Raw genomic sequence first — 15,754 nt, 5'->3', positions numbered from 1 at the left:
AGGTGGTTGAAATGAAGAAAATCGGAATTTTCGGAGGCACGTTTGACCCTCCGCATAATGGTCACCTCTTAATGGCTAATGAGGTGCTGTACCAGGCGGGGCTTGATGAAATTTGGTTTATGCCTAATCAAATTCCGCCGCATAAACAGAACGAAGACTATACCGACAGCTTTCATCGCGTGGAAATGCTAAAGCTTGCAATTCAATCTAATCCGTCCTTTAAGCTGGAGCTTGTTGAAATGGAAAGAGAAGGGCCATCATATACCTTTGATACCGTTTCTTTACTGAAGCAGCGTTATCCAAATGATCAGCTGTTCTTTATTATCGGCGCTGATATGATTGAATATTTGCCGAAATGGTATAAGCTGGACGAGCTGCTGAACCTCATTCAATTTATTGGAGTAAAGCGCCCCGGTTTTCATGTTGAAACCCCTTATCCGCTTCTCTTTGCAGACGTTCCGGAATTTGAGGTATCATCAACTATGATAAGGGAACGGTTTAAAAGCAAGAAGCCCACTGACTACTTAATCCCTGATAAAGTGAAGAAGTATGTAGAGGAGAATGGTTTATATGAATCGTGAGGAGGCACTTGCATGCGTGAAGCAGCAATTGACCGAACACCGATATATCCATACGGTTGGCGTGATGAACACGGCGATCGAACTTGCGGAGCGTTTTGGAGCCGATTCTAAAAAAGCGGAAACAGCGGCAATCTTTCATGATTACGCCAAATTCCGCCCGAAAGAAGAAATGAAACAAATTATTGCGCGTGAAAAAATGCCTGCGCATTTATTGGATCATAATCCGGAGCTCTGGCACGCTCCGGTCGGCGCTTATTTGGTCCAAAGAGAGGCAGGGGTTCAAGATGAAGACATTCTTGACGCCATTAGGTATCATACCTCAGGCCGCCCCGGCATGACACTTTTAGAAAAAGTCATTTACGTTGCCGATTACATTGAGCCAAACCGGGCATTTCCCGGTGTCGATGAGGTGCGTAAGCTTGCTGAGACAGATTTGAATCAAGCGCTGATTCAGTCCATTAAAAATACAATGGTTTTTCTTATGAAAAAAAATCAACCGGTTTTTCCAGACACATTTTTAACGTATAACTGGCTTGTGTCTGGCAGCTGAACAGGAGGAATTTGTGAATGAACCATAAGTCCATTTTAAAGATCGCAGCTGCGGCTTGCGATGATAAACGGGCAGAGGATATTTTAGCACTGGATATGGAAGGTATTTCTCTGGTTGCTGATTATTTTCTGATCTGCCACGGAAATTCAGATAAACAGGTACAGGCTATTGCCCGTGAAATCAAGGATCAAGCTGATGAAAACGGCATTCAAGTCAAAAAGATGGAAGGCTTTGATGAAGCAAGATGGGTTCTCGTTGATCTAGGCGATGTAATTGTCCATGTCTTCCACAAGGATGAAAGAAGCTACTACAACCTTGAAAAGCTGTGGGGAGACGCTCCACTCGCAGATCTTGATCTTGGAATGAATCAATGATTTATCAAGGCTTTGCAAGCGTGTATGACGAGTTAATGTCACACGCGCCTTACGATCAATGGACACAATGGATTGAAGCATCTCTCCCGGAAAAAGGCCGTATTCTCGATCTGGCATGCGGCACGGGGGAAATCTCCATCCGGCTTACCGAAAAAGGCTTCGAGGTTACAGGCATCGATCTCAGCGAAGAGATGCTTTCTTTCGCCCAGCAAAAGGTATCGAGTAGCCAGCCTATTTTATTTCTTCAGCAGGATATGAGAGAGATTACCGGCTTTGACGGTCAGTTTGACGCTGTTGTGATATGCTGTGACTCATTAAATTATTTAAAAACAAAAAATGATGTGATCGAAACCTTTAAAAGTGTATTTCGGGTATTAAAGCCTGAAGGCATTTTGCTGTTTGATGTTCATTCATCTTATAAAATTGCGGAAGTCTTTCCGGATAGCACATTTGCTGACCAGGACGAAGATATCAGCTATATTTGGCAGAGCTTTGCCGGAAGTGGCGAGCTTTCTGTCATTCATGATATGTCGTTTTTTGTGTGGAACGGAGAAGCGTATGATCGTTTTGATGAGACACACGAGCAAAGAACGTTCCCGGTGGAAGAATACGAAGAAATGCTTAAGAGCTGCGGCTTTCAGCTCCATCGCGTGACAGCTGATTTTACGGATACCGAGCCATCAGCACAATCAGAACGCCTATTTTTCAAGGCGCAGAAATCAAAAACCATCGTTTCCTAAAACGATGGTTTTTTAAAATGCTTTTTTATGCCTTTGCAGTACAGACGAACGTATGACATACTCGTCTACACATGAAACTGCTTTTTCACTGCGGAAATATCCTCCTCGTACTTCATATGAGTATTTTGAAATACTCGGTGAAACATATCCTGCACACCGCTTTCCAGCGCTTTAATGCCTTCTCCTGTTACACCGCCTTTAACGCAAACCTTTTCCTGTAATGCAGGCAGGGTATACAATTCGGTTTCTAACAGTTTTCCCATTCCGACAAGCATTTCCTTACACATCAAAATCGCGTCCTGTTTAGACACTGATGTTTCCGAAACAGCTGCATCTATAAACCGCTGAATCAGATAGCTCATAAAAGCGGGGCCGCAGCTTACGATGTCTGATGCAACCCTCGTGATGTCACTTTCAATTTGCAGCGGATGAGAGATATGCTGCATCAGCTCATTGATTTTCGCTTTTGCAGATTCGCCGCAGCTTGTGCCGAAAGTGACGAGAGAAACACCTGCCAGCGCTCTGTTCGTAATACTTGGGATCACTCGCGCCACTTGACACGGCACATATTGTTCGAGCTGTTCGGTTTGAACGGGGCTTGTAATTGAAATGAGAATATGATCTTTTCTTAAATAAGGTAACGCTATTGCCAGTAAAGGATATATATCAAGCGGCTTAACACAAATAAAAATCATCTCGTTCTCAGAAACGAGCTTTTCGAGACTTTCGGTAACGTTTATGCTGTTGTAGCGGTTTTTTATGTGCAACGCTTTTTCAATTGTGCGGTTTGTGATTGTTATGTTTGAGGGATCGGCCGCTTTTGATTCAATAAATGATTCGATAAGGATCGTACCCATATTTCCTGTGCCGATAAAGCCTATCTTCAATGGTTTCCCCTCCTTTGAGCTATTATCCTCTAAACCATATGTGTTATGAAAATAAAATATGACGAAAGCGGGGAACATGCACGATGAATTGGTTGAATCAGCATAAGAAAGCAATTATTTTAGCGGCTTCTGCGGCTGTTTTCACAGCGATTATGATCTTTCTGGCCACAGGGAAAAATAAAGAGCCGGTGAAGCAAGCTGTACCAACAGAGACAGAAAATACAGTGGTAAAGCAGGAAGCAAACAACGACGAGTCAAATGAAACAATTGTGATAGACATCAAAGGTGCTGTTCGGCATCCTGGCGTTTATGAATTGCGAACAGGGGACAGAGTATCTCAGGCAATTGAGAAAGCGGGCGGGACCAGTGAACAAGCAGACGAAGCGCAAGTAAATTTGGCGGAGATTCTGCAGGACGGGACAGTGGTGTACATCCCGAAAAAGGGAGAGGAAACAGCAGTGCAGCAAGGTGGCGGAGGGTCTGTCCAAAGCGATGGAGGGAAGGGAGCGCTGGTGAATATCAATACAGCAACCTTAGAGGAGTTACAAGGCATCTCAGGGGTGGGGCCATCCAAAGCTGAAGCTATTATTGCATACCGGGAAGAAAACGGGCGTTTCCCAACAATTGAAGATATCACTAAGGTTTCAGGAATAGGTGAAAAGTCATTTGAGAAAATAAAGTCTTCCATTACAGTAAAGTGATTTGACGGTCATGCATTATGATAGGTAAACTAAAGGTCAGGCAACACAACATTTGGAGGGAACAACGTGGAACGAATTTCATGGAATCAATACTTTATGGCTCAAAGCCATTTATTGGCGCTGCGCAGCACATGTCCGAGATTATCTGTCGGCGCTACTATAGTCAGAGACAAACGCATGATAGCAGGAGGCTACAATGGGTCAATCGCGGGCGGCGTACATTGTGCAGATGAAGGATGCTTAATGATAGATGATCATTGCGCAAGAACCATTCACGCTGAAATGAATGCGATTCTTCAATGCTCTAAGTTTGGGGTGCCGACTGATGGAGCCGAGATTTATGTGACGCATTATCCGTGCATTCAATGCTGCAAATCTATTATTCAAGCTGGTATCAAAACGGTTTATTATGCTGAGGATTACAAAACACATCCGTATGCGCAGGAATTATTTGAACAGGCGGGTGTAACTGTTGAACAGGTTGAACTCGATGAAATGATCGTTGATCTGAAAAACAGAGAAAAGCTTTCATTTGTAGCGGGTCTTATAGGGAAATTGGCCGATGCCGGTTTAGCGGAGGAAGAATTGAAAAAGATACATGAACAGGCGAATACACTTTTCACGAGCTACGTGTGATGAATGCGTAATTCGCGCTTATTATTGCCTATGGCGGCAGCTTCGGCAACGGCTGGAATTACTGCCGCCGCTTATTTCCACGCTATTTTTCTTTTCATCCTCTTTCTCCTCATCATTTTAATCAAAACGAGGCACGCTTTTCTTATTATTGTTTGTTTCTTCTCTTTTATATTGTTTTTTGTACTGTATGCAGTCACAGATTCTCAGAATGTCTCTTCCTATCGGCAGGGAACCTATCAATTCAAGGCAGTGATTGACACTATTCCCAAAATTGACGGCGACCGTATGTCTATGATGGTTGAGACACCTGATAAGGAAAAATGGGCTGCTGCGTATCGCATTCAGTCTGCTGGTGAAAAAGAACAGCTGTTATACATAGAACCAGGAATGTCATGTGAGTTGACTGGTACATTGGAAGAACCGAATCACGCAACTGTGCCGGGTGCATTTGATTATAACGAGTATCTTTATCGGCAGCATATTCATTGGAACTACTCTGTCACGTCTATTCAAAACTGCAGCGAACCTGAAAATTTTAAGTACAAGGTGCTCAGCTTGAGAAAACATATCATATCATTCACAAACAGCCTTTTGCCTCCTGATTCGGCAGGGATTGTACAGGCACTTACAGTTGGTGACAGATTTTATGTGGAGGATGAAGTGCTTACCGCGTATCAAAAGCTTGGTGTTGTCCATCTCTTGGCAATATCAGGACTCCACGTGGGGATTTTGACAACAGGTTTGTTTTATATCATGATTCGCCTTGGTATAACTAGAGAAAAGGCGTCAATTCTGTTGCTGTTATTTCTGCCGCTCTATGTGATGTTGACCGGCGCTGCTCCTTCAGTGCTACGCGCCGCTCTCATGTCGGGTGTTTACTTAGCTGGAAGCCTTGTCAAATGGCGTGTCCACTCTGCAACTGCAATTTGTCTTTCATACATCGTCCTTCTGCTCTTCAATCCTTATCATCTCTTTGAAGCCGGTTTTCAGCTATCGTTCGCCGTCAGTTTTTCTTTAATTCTATCCTCTTCTATTTTTCATCAGGTTAAAACCTCCTTGGGGCAGCTGACAATTGTATCACTCATCGCTCAGCTGGGCTCGCTTCCGATTCTCCTGTATCATTTTCATCAGTTTTCTATCATCAGCGTACCGATGAATATGTTGATGGTACCATTTTATACCTTCTGTATTTTGCCGGGAGCTGTAGCAGGTGTTCTTCTATTAAGTCTTTCCGCTTCGTTTGGGAGATTGTTTTTCAGCTGGTTTGATTTATTGATAAGCTGGACCAATAGGCTAATCACAAACATTGCAGATGTTGATGTGTTCACGATTATGATCGCACATCCTGCACCTGTTTTGCTTTTTTTATTCACGGTTGCGATCATCCTATTGCTTATGGCGATTGAAAAACGCTCCTTGTCGCAGTTGATGGTAACCGGAGGCATTTGCTGCACGGTGCTGTTTCTGCTCTTTATATATCCGTGTCTTAGTTCCGAAGGAGAAGTGGATATGATAGATATTGGACAGGGTGACAGCATGTTTGTAGGTGCTCCGCATCAGCGGGGTCGTGTCTTAATTGATACCGGCGGCACTTTGTCTTACTCGTCAGAGCCTTGGCGCGAAAAACAGCATTCGTTTTCACTGGGGGAAAAGGTGCTGATTCCGTTTTTAACTGCTAAGGGAATCAAACAGCTTGACGCTTTAATTCTGACGCACGCTGACCAAGATCATATCGGAGAGGCGGAGACTCTGCTGAAGCATCATAAAGTAAAGCGCCTCGTGATTCCGAAAGGGTTCGTTTCTGAACCTAAAGATGAGAAAGTGCTGCAGACAGCCAGAAAAGAGGGAGTGACAATTGAAGAGGTGAAGCGAGGCGATGTATTGCAAATAAAGGATTTGCAGTTCCATGTACTGTCACCTGAAACACCTGATCCGGCAAGCAAAAATAATTCCTCTCTCGTTCTGTGGATGGAGACGGGCGTTCTGAGCTGGATTTTGACGGGTGATCTGGAGAAAGAAGGGGAACAGGAGGTGATGGACGTGTTTCCAAATATTAAAGCAGATGTCTTAAAGGTGGGGCACCATGGGAGCAAAGGCTCTACCGGTGAAGAATTCATCCAACAGCTTCAGCCGAAAACGGCCATTATCTCAGCCGGGAAAAACAATCGGTACCATCATCCTCATCAAAAAGTTCTGCAACTATTACAGAGACATTCTATCCGCGTGCTGCGAACAGATCAAAACGGAACGATCCAATATAGATACAAAAACAGAGTTGGAACCTTTTCTGTCTATCCTCCATATGATACATCAGATATAACAGAGACGAACTAAAAAAGACTGCCGAGAAATCAGCAGCCCGGGCAGTCGCTGTTATGAACCAACTAGGTGAATAACCGTTGCCATGACAAACAAGAAGGCGAAAAATCCGAAGGACACAACAAAACCAACAGCTGAATCTACAGCATCATTTCGTTTGCTTTGAACGTTTTTTTCAAAATCATTCAACTTTATCCCTCCTGACTGACTTAAGTATAATGGAATTGTTTTGAAAAATCTAGAAGCTAAGGTAACGTTTTCTGTTCTGGTGATTATCGCCTTTTTACAAGCTGTCCCGGGGGCTTGCGAACAGGCGTTTAATATAAATGGGGAAGCAGCAGTCAGGCTTCCTCTTTACTATTTTGCAAACTCAATTTAGGATAGAAGGGGATGATGAAAGAGAGGAAGTCGTACAACAATGGTATTTGATGTGTGGAAAAGCCTGAAAAAAGGAGAGGTCCATCCGGTTTATTGTTTATACGGAAAAGAGACATATCTGCTGCAAGAAACCATCAGCAGGATCAGACAGACGGTCGTTGATCAGGAGACAAAGGATTTCAATCTGTCCGTTTTTGATCTGGAAGAGGACCCGCTGGATCAAGCAATTGCAGATGCTGAAACGTTTCCGTTTATGGGGGAGCGGCGTCTTGTCATTGTGAAAAATCCATATTTTTTAACAGGTGAAAAGAAAAAAGAAAAAATTGAGCACAACGTCAGTGCGCTTGAATCATATATACAATCACCTGCTCCTTACACAGTCTTTGTCCTGCTTGCTCCGTATGAAAAGCTTGATGAGCGGAAAAAGCTGACGAAAGCGTTAAAGAAGCACGCGTTTATGATGGAGGCGAAGGAATTAAACGCAAAGGAAACGACAGACTTTACTGTCAACCTTGCAAAAACAGAGCAGAAAACAATCGGCACGGAAGCGGCGGAGCATTTGGTTCTGCTTGTGAACGGGCATCTGTCATCGATTTTTCAGGAGATTCAAAAGCTCTGCACGTTTATTGGAGATCGTGAAGAAATTACGCTGGATGATGTGAAAATGCTTGTTGCTAGAAGCCTTGAACAAAATATTTTTGAGCTGATCAATAAAATCGTCAACCGAAAACGAACTGAGAGTCTGCAAATTTTTTATGATTTGCTTAAACAAAATGAAGAACCGATCAAAATTATGGCGCTTATTTCGAACCAGTTCCGGCTGATTCTTCAGACAAAATACTTCGCGGAACAGGGATACGGACAAAAACAAATCGCTTCTAATCTAAAAGTTCACCCATTTCGGGTAAAGCTGGCGATGGATCAAGCAAGGCTTTTTTCAGAGGAGGAGCTCCGTTCAATTATTGAACAGCTTGCCGTCATGGACTATGAGATGAAAACCGGAAAAAAGGACAAGCAGCTTCTGCTCGAACTGTTCCTTTTACAGCTGTTAAAAAGAAATGAAAAAAACGATCCCCATTATTGAGGATCGTTTTTATATTATGCAGAAAGTCCGTTCACTTTTTTCGCTAGTCTTGATTTGTATCGAGCTGCGGTATTTTTGTGTACAAGACCTGTTTTCACTGCTTTATCAATACGTTTAGCTGCTTCAGTAAGAGCAGTTTTCGCTTTGTCAGCTTCGTTGTTGGCAACAGAAGCTTCAACTTGTTTGATTGCAGTACGCATAGCAGATTTGATTGTCGCGTTATGAACGCGGCGTTCGTTGTTTGTTTTTGTACGTTTAATCGCTGATTTAATGTTTGGCATGTGTTTCACCTCCTAAGATACAACCTGTAGCACAGTGTCTTAAGGTTAAATCTTCTTCACAATAGAACAAATTGTATTCTATCAAACACACCTTTAGATTGCAATATAAATGTAAAGTATTTTTCATTGAAGGTTCTCTTTTTAGCATGATTCATTCAGCAAATGGCAACAATATAGGTACTTAATGTGAAGGAGGCCCCCTGTATGAAAAAGAGTGAGCTGGATGTGAATCAGTATTTGATACGGACCGATTTGGCAGTGGAAACGAAGGAAGCAATGGCCAATCAGCAGGCTGTGCCGACAAAAGAAATTAAAGGCTTTATTGAAAAAGAGCGTGATCACGGCGGCATTAAAATCCGCACAGTTGATGTTACAAAGGAAGGCGCGGAGCTTTCGGGAAAAAAAGAAGGGCGCTATTTAACGCTTGAAGCACAGGGAATCAGGGAGAATGATTCGGAAATGCAGGAGAAGGTCTCTGCTGTCTTTGCGGAGGAATTCTCAGCTTTTCTTGAAAACCTTAATATCTCAAAAGATGCGAGCTGTTTGATCGTTGGGCTCGGCAACTGGAACGTGACACCTGATGCGCTTGGACCGATGGCAGTAGAAAATCTGTTGGTAACAAGGCACTTGTTTAAGCTTCAGCCGGAAAACGTACAGGAGGGTTACAGGCCTGTCAGTGCATTTGCACCGGGTGTAATGGGGATAACAGGAATCGAAACAAGTGACATTATTAAAGGTGTGATTGAGCAATCGAAGCCTGATTTTGTCATCGCCATTGATGCGTTGGCGGCGCGGGCGGTGGAAAGGGTCAACACAACCATTCAAATATCGGATACAGGCATTCACCCGGGATCTGGAGTGGGGAATAAACGAAAAGATTTAAGCAAAGACACGCTTGGTGTTCCGGTGATTGCTATCGGTGTTCCGACAGTAGTTGATGCCGTGACAATTGCCAGCGACACGGTGGACTACATATTAAAACATTTTGGCAGAGAAATGAAGGATAACAGGCCATCAAGATCGCTTGTTCCGGCAGGCATGACGTTTGGGAAAAAGAAAGTGCTCACTGAAGAAGATCTTCCCGATCAAAAGCAGCGCCAATCGTTCCTAGGGATTGTCGGAACCCTTCAAGAAGATGAAAAACGGCAGCTCATTCACGAGGTGCTTTCGCCTTTAGGACACAACTTAATGGTTACGCCGAAGGAAGTCGATTCATTTATCGACGATATGGCAAATGTTTTAGCGAACGGACTAAACACAGCGCTTCATGAAAAAGTGTCACAAGAAAACAAAGGCTCCTACAATCACTAAACAGTTCTACTTCCTCTAGCTTGTTCATAGAGTAATTACTAGACAAGCGCTGGAGGGATTCAATGAGAAATAAACGCAGAAACAGACAGATTGTTGTTGCGGTAAATGGAGGGAAAGCGATAAAAGCCATCTTTCTATTTATCGTAAGCCTTATCGTGATTTTTGTTCTATCCGGTGTGCTGACGTCTCTCCGGCCGGAACTTAGGCCGTCGTCTGACTCTTTTTATGGGATTGCTGAAGAATTGCCGGGTGACGTATTTGCACATTTGCTGCGGATGGAAAACCATTATTTTGCTTCTGACCTCTCTCAAACCGACAGCTCATTTCATCTTTCTCGTCTTTCTTTAAAGCTGGCGACGAGCATTAACCTCGAAGATCCGCGGAGCTTTCTCGGTCGGGAGCTGCCAGGGTTTGCACAATTTGATACCGAGATTTTGTTAGCTGGACAAGGGACGGATTATACGAATATGCCTGCGGAATCGCCGCCGCCGTCTAAGGTGATGGAGGAAGAAAGGGAAGCGAATTTGGCAGAGATTGAAAAACAGCAAACGCAATCAGATAATGCGCAAAAAGATCCGCCCAAACAAACAACAGGTGATAAAAAGGTCGTGTTTATCTATCACACGCACAATACGGAATCATATCTCCCTCTATTAAAAGGCGAGACCGATCCTGACATGGCGCGCCATTCTAAAGCCAACGTCACGCTTGTAGGAGATATGTTCGGACAAGCGCTTGAATCCCAGGGAATCGGAGCCACAGTGAATAAAACCGATATACAGTCAAAATTAAATAAAAAAGGCCTAAACTATGCCAGGTCCTATGATGAATCAAGGCCGGTTGTGAAAGACGCCCTTGCTTCAAACAAAAATCTGCAATATATCATTGACATCCACAGGGACTCACGGCGCAAAAAAGACACAACCGCAACGATTAAAGGAAAAAGCTATGCCAGGGTAGCCTTTGTCGTCGGGAAAAAAAGCAAAAACTTCGAAGAAAACTATAAAATTGCGAGTGAGCTTCATAAACTGATGGAGAAAAAATACCCCGGACTTAGCACAGGTGTCTTTTCCAAAGGCTCGCCAGGCGATAATGGTGTTTACAATCAGGATTTAACCGATAGAGCGCTTTTGCTCGAGTTTGGCGGAGTGGATAATAATCTCGAAGAGCTGCAGCGTGCGGCTAACGCGGCCGCGGACGTATTCAGCGAAATGTACTGGGATGCTGAAAAGGTCAACGCAGCGAGCGGGGAGACGAAAAAACAATAAGAAATAGGTGGTTGATTTGATTGCATACTTTGGAAAGTGCTTACTGCTTGTCACGATCATGTTTTTAGGCGTTCTGTTCGGCATGCAGCAGGCAAACAACGGGATGCTGAGTATGAAAGGCTATCATGACCCTTCACTGAAGGGGGCGTTTACGCTCACCGACGGAAAAGATAATGAAAAAGAAGCCTCAATCCTAGGAGAAACAGTCACGGCAAAAGATTTAGAAGAAAAACAAAAAGAGCTGGAAAAGGTGGAGACATTCAATATGTTTTCAAAAGCCGGAAAAGCGCTTTCGGACACCGTAACCAATACTGCCCAGTCAATGTATGAATGGATACGGGATATGAATCAATAAGTACGTGAAAGAGAAAAGCAGCCCAGATATGATAGGGAACTTTTCTCTTTCTTGTTTTACATTGAATCTTTACAATCCTATTGATATAATCTAAGCTAGTGTATTTTGCGTTTAATAGTAGGAGTGATAGATTGTGACAGATAAAGAAAAGCGTTTAGAGAGGCAATCGAGAATACGGAATTTCTCTATCATTGCCCATATTGACCACGGAAAATCGACCTTAGCGGATCGTATTTTAGAAAAAACGTCGGCAATCACTCAACGAGAAATGAAAGAACAATTGCTCGATTCTATGGATCTTGAACGTGAGCGGGGTATAACCATTAAATTAAACTCTGTTCAGCTTAAATATAAAGCAAAAGACGGAGAAGAATATATCTTTCATCTAATCGATACGCCGGGACACGTCGACTTCACGTATGAAGTATCCCGAAGCCTTGCTGCCTGCGAGGGAGCGATTCTTGTCGTGGATGCAGCCCAGGGGATTGAAGCGCAGACGCTCGCCAATGTCTACTTAGCGCTTGACAACGATCTTGAAATCCTTCCGGTCATCAATAAAATCGACCTTCCGAGCGCCGAGCCCGAACGTGTGCGCCAAGAGGTAGAAGACGTTATCGGCCTTGACGCATCAGAAGCCGTGCTTGCTTCAGCAAAAGCCGGTATCGGGATTGAGGAGATTTTAGAACAAATCGTAGAAAAGGTGCCAGCTCCGACCGGAGATCCGGAGGCGCCGCTCAAAGCGCTGATCTTCGACTCGCTTTATGACGCCTACCGCGGTGTCGTGGCTTATATCAGAGTCGTTGAAGGAACGGTAAAGCCGGGACAAAAAATCAAAATGATGGCAACCGGGAAAGAATTCGAAGTAACAGAGGTGGGCGTGTTCACGCCGAAAGCAACTCCGACAAATGAACTGACGGTCGGTGATGTAGGCTTCCTGACTGCCTCAATCAAAAATGTCGGTGACACACGTGTCGGTGATACAATAACGAGCGCTGCCAATCCTGCAGAAGAAGCGCTGCCGGGATACCGCAAGCTAAACCCGATGGTGTACTGTGGTTTGTATCCGATTGATACAGCGAAGTATAATGATTTAAGGGAAGCTCTTGAAAAGCTTGAGCTGAATGATTCCTCCCTTCAATATGAAGCGGAAACTTCGCAAGCGCTTGGATTCGGGTTCCGCTGCGGATTTTTAGGCATGCTTCACATGGAGATCATTCAGGAGCGAATTGAGCGTGAGTTCAACATCGACCTGATTACGACAGCGCCAAGCGTTATCTATGACGTGTATATGACAGACGGCGAAAAGGTCGTTGTCGATAACCCGTCCAACATGCCGGATCCTCAAAAGATCGAAAGGGTTGAGGAGCCATACGTAAAAGCGACGATGATGGTGCCGAATGACTATGTCGGCGCTGTAATGGAGCTTTGCCAAGGAAAACGCGGCAATTTCATTGACATGCAGTATTTAGACGCAAACCGTGTCAGCATCATTTATGATATGCCATTAGCGGAAATCGTATATGAGTTTTTTGACCAGCTGAAATCAAGCACTAAAGGCTATGCGTCCTTTGATTATGAACTGATCGGCTACAAACCGTCCAAGCTTGTGAAAATGGACATTATGCTGAATGGTGAAAAAATCGATGCCCTTTCCTTTATCGTGCATCGTGATTACGCATATGAACGCGGAAAAGTGATCGTTGAAAAACTGAAAGAACTCATTCCGCGCCAGCAGTTTGAAGTTCCGGTACAAGCCGCAATCGGCCAGAAAATCGTGGCCCGCTCCACCATAAAAGCAATGCGTAAAAACGTATTGGCTAAATGTTACGGAGGGGACATCTCGCGTAAACGGAAACTTCTTGAAAAACAAAAAGAAGGAAAACGCCGGATGAAGCAGGTCGGCTCAGTTGAAGTGCCGCAAGAAGCATTTATGGCAGTTCTGAAAATGGACGACAGTCCGAAAAAACAATAGAAGCCGCCGCAGTCTTGTACTGCGGCTTCTTTCTGTAAAGAAGGTGAATCCGTTGAAATCAGCTTATATCCATATCCCATTTTGTGAGCATATTTGCCACTACTGCGATTTCAATAAATATTTTATTCAAAGTCAGCCAGTCGATGAGTATTTAAACGCACTCGAACAGGAAATGATAAATACAATAGCAAAAACTGGGCAGCCTGATCTCAAAACAATCTTTATCGGAGGAGGCACGCCGACCTCCCTGTCTGAGGAACAGCTTAAAAAGCTGATGGACATGATCAACCGCGTACTGAAGCCCTCAAGCGACTTATCGGAATTTGCGGTTGAAGCGAATCCGGACGACTTGTCCGCAGAGAAATTAAAAATATTAAAAGAAGCAGGCGTAAATCGCCTCAGCTTTGGTGTGCAAACGTTCGAAGACGATCTGTTAGAAAAAATCGGCCGAGTGCACAAGCAAAAAGATGTATTCACCTCTTTTGAAAGAGCGCGGGAAATCGGTTTTGAGAATATCAGTCTTGATCTCATGTTCGGGCTTCCGGGGCAAACCCTCAAGCATCTGGAACATTCCATAAACACTGCTTTATCACTGGATGCCGAGCATTATTCCGTTTACTCCCTTATTGTAGAACCGAAAACGGTATTTTATAATTTGATGCAAAAAGGGCGGCTTCATCTTCCGCCGCAGGAGCAGGAAGCTGAAATGTATGAAATGGTGATGAGCAAGATGGAAGCTCACGGCATTCATCAATATGAAATCAGCAACTTTGCTAAGGCAGGCATGGAATCTAAGCACAATCTAACGTATTGGAGCAACGAACAATATTTCGGTTTCGGAGCCGGCGCTCACGGATATATCGGCGGCACACGAACAGTGAACGTCGGACCTGTTAAGCATTACATTGACCTGATAGCTGAAAAGGGTTTTCCGTACAGAGATACACATGAAGTGACAACAGAAGAACAGATTGAGGAAGAAATGTTTTTAGGTTTGAGAAAAACAGCCGGTGTCAGCAAAAAACGATTCGCAGAAAAATACGGCCGTTCCCTGGATGGACTTTTCCCAAGCGTGTTAAATGACCTCGCTGAAAAAGGGCTGATTCACAATTCAGAGTCTGCCGTTTATTTGACTCATCAAGGGAAATTATTAGGCAATGAAGTTTTTGGCGCTTTTTTGGGTGAGTTATAATTGACATTTTTCTTGTGGTTTGATACTTTTGTTATAGAATTAGCACTCGCTTATTGAGAGTGCTAACAGAGGTGATGATGATGTTAACAAATCGTCAGCTGCTGATCCTTCAGGTTATAATCAACGATTTTATTAAATCGGCACAGCCGGTGGGATCAAGAACTCTTTCGAAAAAAGATGAAATCACATTTAGCTCTGCAACAATAAGAAACGAGATGGCTGACTTGGAGGAATTGGGCTTTATTGAAAAAACCCATTCATCCTCAGGACGTGTTCCGTCAGAAAAAGGGTATCGGTACTATGTTGACCATTTGCTGTCACCCGTCAAACTGACGAAAAGCGACCTGGACCAAATCCACTCGATCTTCAAAGAGAAAATTTTCGAGCTGGAGAAGACAGTTCAAAAATCAGCGCAAATTTTGTCCGATCTGACGAATTACACATCCATCGTACTCGGGCCGAAGCTGAGTGAGAATTACCTTAAACAGATTCAAATCATTCCGATTCAGCCTGATATGGCGGTAGCGATTCTCGTTACCAATACGGGGCATGTGGAAAACAAAACGATTAACTTTCCGGCCAAAATGGATCTGTCTGATATTGAAAAACTGGTAAATATACTGAACGACCGTTTAAGCGGCGCTCCAATGGATGAACTGAATGAGCGCATATTTAAAGAAGTTGTCATGTACCTAAGACAGCACATTAAAAACTATGACAATATACTCGACGCGCTTCGTTCAACCTTTCATTCCACAAATCACGTTGAAAAGTTGTTTTTTGGCGGGAAAATCAATATGCTGAACCAGCCTGAGTTCCATGATATCACCCGAGTTCGGTCGCTGCTTTCATTAATTGAGAAAGAACAGGATGTTTTAAAGCTGGTTCAATCCCCGCACACGGGAATTTCGATTAAAATCGGAAAAGAAAACGACTATGAAGAGATGGAAAATTGCAGTCTGATTACGGCTTCTTATTCCGTAGACCAGAAGCAGATCGGCTCAATTGCGATTATCGGCCCGACCCGCATGAATTATTCCAGGGTTGTCAGCCTGCTTCAGCATGTGACTTCGGACTTGTCAAAAGCATTAACAAGTCTGTATGATGAATAAGGGAATTTTGGCA

The 15,754-nt window shown here is 43.7% G+C and carries 18 protein-coding genes; 15 read left to right on the top strand and 3 right to left on the bottom strand.

Going from position 1 to position 15,754, the window contains the following annotated elements:
* Positions 1–11 precede the first annotated feature (11 nt).
* The 4 genes from MKX38_RS12610 to MKX38_RS12595 are packed head-to-tail and all read left to right on the top strand — an operon-like array spanning position 12 to position 2,245.
* Positions 12–581: a nicotinate-nucleotide adenylyltransferase gene (locus MKX38_RS12610; protein WP_004398676.1), complete on the top strand. Its 570-nt coding sequence runs from the start codon at positions 12–14 to the stop codon at positions 579–581.
* Complete coding sequence (gene yqeK / locus MKX38_RS12605) at positions 571–1,131, top strand: bis(5'-nucleosyl)-tetraphosphatase (symmetrical) YqeK (RefSeq protein ID WP_014480316.1); 561 nt, start codon at positions 571–573, stop codon at positions 1,129–1,131. The genes MKX38_RS12610 and yqeK overlap by 11 nt, the downstream gene beginning before the upstream one ends.
* Before the next feature lie 17 nt (positions 1,132–1,148).
* Positions 1,149–1,505, top strand: a complete 357-nt coding sequence (gene rsfS / locus MKX38_RS12600) for a ribosome silencing factor (protein ID WP_041333759.1) — start codon at positions 1,149–1,151, stop codon at positions 1,503–1,505.
* Complete coding sequence (locus tag MKX38_RS12595) at positions 1,502–2,245, top strand: class I SAM-dependent methyltransferase (RefSeq protein WP_339187283.1); 744 nt, start codon at positions 1,502–1,504, stop codon at positions 2,243–2,245. Before rsfS ends, MKX38_RS12595 begins: the two co-directional genes overlap by 4 nt.
* Before the next feature lie 65 nt (positions 2,246–2,310).
* Here MKX38_RS12595 and comER read toward each other — a convergent pair whose 3' ends face one another.
* Positions 2,311–3,132 (bottom strand): late competence protein ComER, encoded by an 822-nt coding sequence (comER, locus tag MKX38_RS12590; RefSeq protein WP_032722142.1) that lies wholly within the window; start codon positions 3,130–3,132, stop codon positions 2,311–2,313.
* Between the two features lie 83 nt (positions 3,133–3,215).
* Between comER and comEA the strand changes: the two genes are divergently transcribed.
* The 3 genes from comEA (at position 3,216) to MKX38_RS12575 (ending at position 6,803) form a co-directional block, all read left to right on the top strand.
* Positions 3,216–3,833, top strand: a complete 618-nt coding sequence (gene comEA / locus MKX38_RS12585; protein WP_032722140.1) for a competence protein ComEA — start codon at positions 3,216–3,218, stop codon at positions 3,831–3,833.
* Between the two features lie 66 nt (positions 3,834–3,899).
* The gene (locus MKX38_RS12580; RefSeq protein WP_003229978.1) at positions 3,900–4,469 is read left to right on the top strand and encodes a ComE operon protein 2; all 570 of its coding nucleotides are present in this window, start codon (positions 3,900–3,902) and stop codon (positions 4,467–4,469) included.
* 3 nt (positions 4,470–4,472) lie between these two features.
* A complete protein-coding gene (locus tag MKX38_RS12575) occupies positions 4,473–6,803 on the top strand; it encodes a DNA internalization-related competence protein ComEC/Rec2 (protein ID WP_128993168.1) in 2,331 nt (776 codons plus the stop codon).
* 39 nt (positions 6,804–6,842) lie between these two features.
* Here the strand turns inward: MKX38_RS12575 and MKX38_RS12570 are convergent, their stop codons facing one another.
* Complete coding sequence (locus MKX38_RS12570) at positions 6,843–6,977, bottom strand: YqzM family protein (protein WP_003229983.1); 135 nt, start codon at positions 6,975–6,977, stop codon at positions 6,843–6,845.
* 40 nt (positions 6,978–7,017) lie between these two features.
* Between MKX38_RS12570 and MKX38_RS12565 the strand changes: the two genes are divergently transcribed.
* Both MKX38_RS12565 and holA read left to right on the top strand, forming a co-directional pair.
* A complete protein-coding gene (locus tag MKX38_RS12565; protein ID WP_003229985.1) occupies positions 7,018–7,167 on the top strand; it encodes a hypothetical protein in 150 nt (49 codons plus the stop codon).
* A 39-nt stretch (positions 7,168–7,206) separates the two neighbouring features.
* Positions 7,207–8,250, top strand: a complete 1,044-nt coding sequence (gene holA, locus MKX38_RS12560; protein WP_160221684.1) for a DNA polymerase III subunit delta — start codon at positions 7,207–7,209, stop codon at positions 8,248–8,250.
* Positions 8,251–8,264: 14 nt separating this feature from the next.
* Here holA and rpsT read toward each other — a convergent pair whose 3' ends face one another.
* On the bottom strand, positions 8,265–8,531 hold the full coding sequence (gene rpsT / locus MKX38_RS12555) for a 30S ribosomal protein S20 (RefSeq protein WP_003229989.1): 267 nt from the start codon (positions 8,529–8,531) through the stop codon (positions 8,265–8,267).
* A gap of 204 nt (positions 8,532–8,735) precedes the next feature.
* Here rpsT and gpr point away from each other — a divergent pair, with 204 nt between their 5' ends.
* The 6 genes from gpr (at position 8,736) to hrcA (ending at position 15,741) form a co-directional block, all read left to right on the top strand.
* Positions 8,736–9,842: a GPR endopeptidase gene (gene gpr / locus MKX38_RS12550; protein ID WP_014480309.1), complete on the top strand. Its 1,107-nt coding sequence runs from the start codon at positions 8,736–8,738 to the stop codon at positions 9,840–9,842.
* A 62-nt stretch (positions 9,843–9,904) separates the two neighbouring features.
* Positions 9,905–11,110 carry a spore autolysin SpoIIP gene (gene spoIIP / locus MKX38_RS12545; RefSeq protein WP_038429323.1) on the top strand — a complete coding sequence of 402 codons (1,206 nt, stop codon included), beginning with the start codon at positions 9,905–9,907 and terminating at the stop codon, positions 11,108–11,110.
* A gap of 16 nt (positions 11,111–11,126) precedes the next feature.
* Complete coding sequence (locus MKX38_RS12540; RefSeq protein WP_014477382.1) at positions 11,127–11,465, top strand: YqxA family protein; 339 nt, start codon at positions 11,127–11,129, stop codon at positions 11,463–11,465.
* A gap of 133 nt (positions 11,466–11,598) precedes the next feature.
* A complete protein-coding gene (gene lepA, locus MKX38_RS12535; RefSeq protein WP_003229999.1) occupies positions 11,599–13,437 on the top strand; it encodes a translation elongation factor 4 in 1,839 nt (612 codons plus the stop codon).
* Positions 13,438–13,489: 52 nt separating this feature from the next.
* Entirely contained in the window at positions 13,490–14,629 is a 1,140-nt protein-coding gene (gene hemW / locus MKX38_RS12530) for a radical SAM family heme chaperone HemW (RefSeq protein WP_088326539.1), read from the top strand.
* A gap of 80 nt (positions 14,630–14,709) precedes the next feature.
* Positions 14,710–15,741 (top strand): heat-inducible transcriptional repressor HrcA, encoded by a 1,032-nt coding sequence (gene hrcA / locus MKX38_RS12525; protein ID WP_339189425.1) that lies wholly within the window; start codon positions 14,710–14,712, stop codon positions 15,739–15,741.
* Positions 15,742–15,754: the final 13 nt, after the last annotated feature.

This window comes from Bacillus sp. FSL M8-0025 (assembly GCF_037975475.1).
In the GTDB taxonomy this organism is placed as follows: Bacteria; Bacillota; Bacilli; order Bacillales; family Bacillaceae; genus Bacillus; species Bacillus subtilis.
The sequence above is the reverse complement of the archived record's forward strand: the minus strand, read 5'-3'. Positions and strand labels throughout refer to the sequence as shown.

Coding starts and splice junctions, on each gene's coding strand:
- MKX38_RS12595 (WP_339187283.1), top strand. CDS start 1,502: ATGATTTATCAAGGCTTTGCAAGCGTGTATGACGAGTTAATGTCACAC.
- comEA (WP_032722140.1), top strand. CDS start 3,216: ATGAATTGGTTGAATCAGCATAAGAAAGCAATTATTTTAGCGGCTTCT.
- spoIIP (WP_038429323.1), top strand. CDS start 9,905: ATGAGAAATAAACGCAGAAACAGACAGATTGTTGTTGCGGTAAATGGA.
- MKX38_RS12610 (WP_004398676.1), top strand. CDS start 12: ATGAAGAAAATCGGAATTTTCGGAGGCACGTTTGACCCTCCGCATAAT.
- MKX38_RS12575 (WP_128993168.1), top strand. CDS start 4,473: ATGCGTAATTCGCGCTTATTATTGCCTATGGCGGCAGCTTCGGCAACG.
- hrcA (WP_339189425.1), top strand. CDS start 14,710: ATGTTAACAAATCGTCAGCTGCTGATCCTTCAGGTTATAATCAACGAT.
- holA (WP_160221684.1), top strand. CDS start 7,207: ATGGTATTTGATGTGTGGAAAAGCCTGAAAAAAGGAGAGGTCCATCCG.
- yqeK (WP_014480316.1), top strand. CDS start 571: ATGAATCGTGAGGAGGCACTTGCATGCGTGAAGCAGCAATTGACCGAA.
- rsfS (WP_041333759.1), top strand. CDS start 1,149: ATGAACCATAAGTCCATTTTAAAGATCGCAGCTGCGGCTTGCGATGAT.
- gpr (WP_014480309.1), top strand. CDS start 8,736: ATGAAAAAGAGTGAGCTGGATGTGAATCAGTATTTGATACGGACCGAT.
- rpsT (WP_003229989.1), bottom strand. CDS start 8,531: ATGCCAAACATTAAATCAGCGATTAAACGTACAAAAACAAACAACGAA.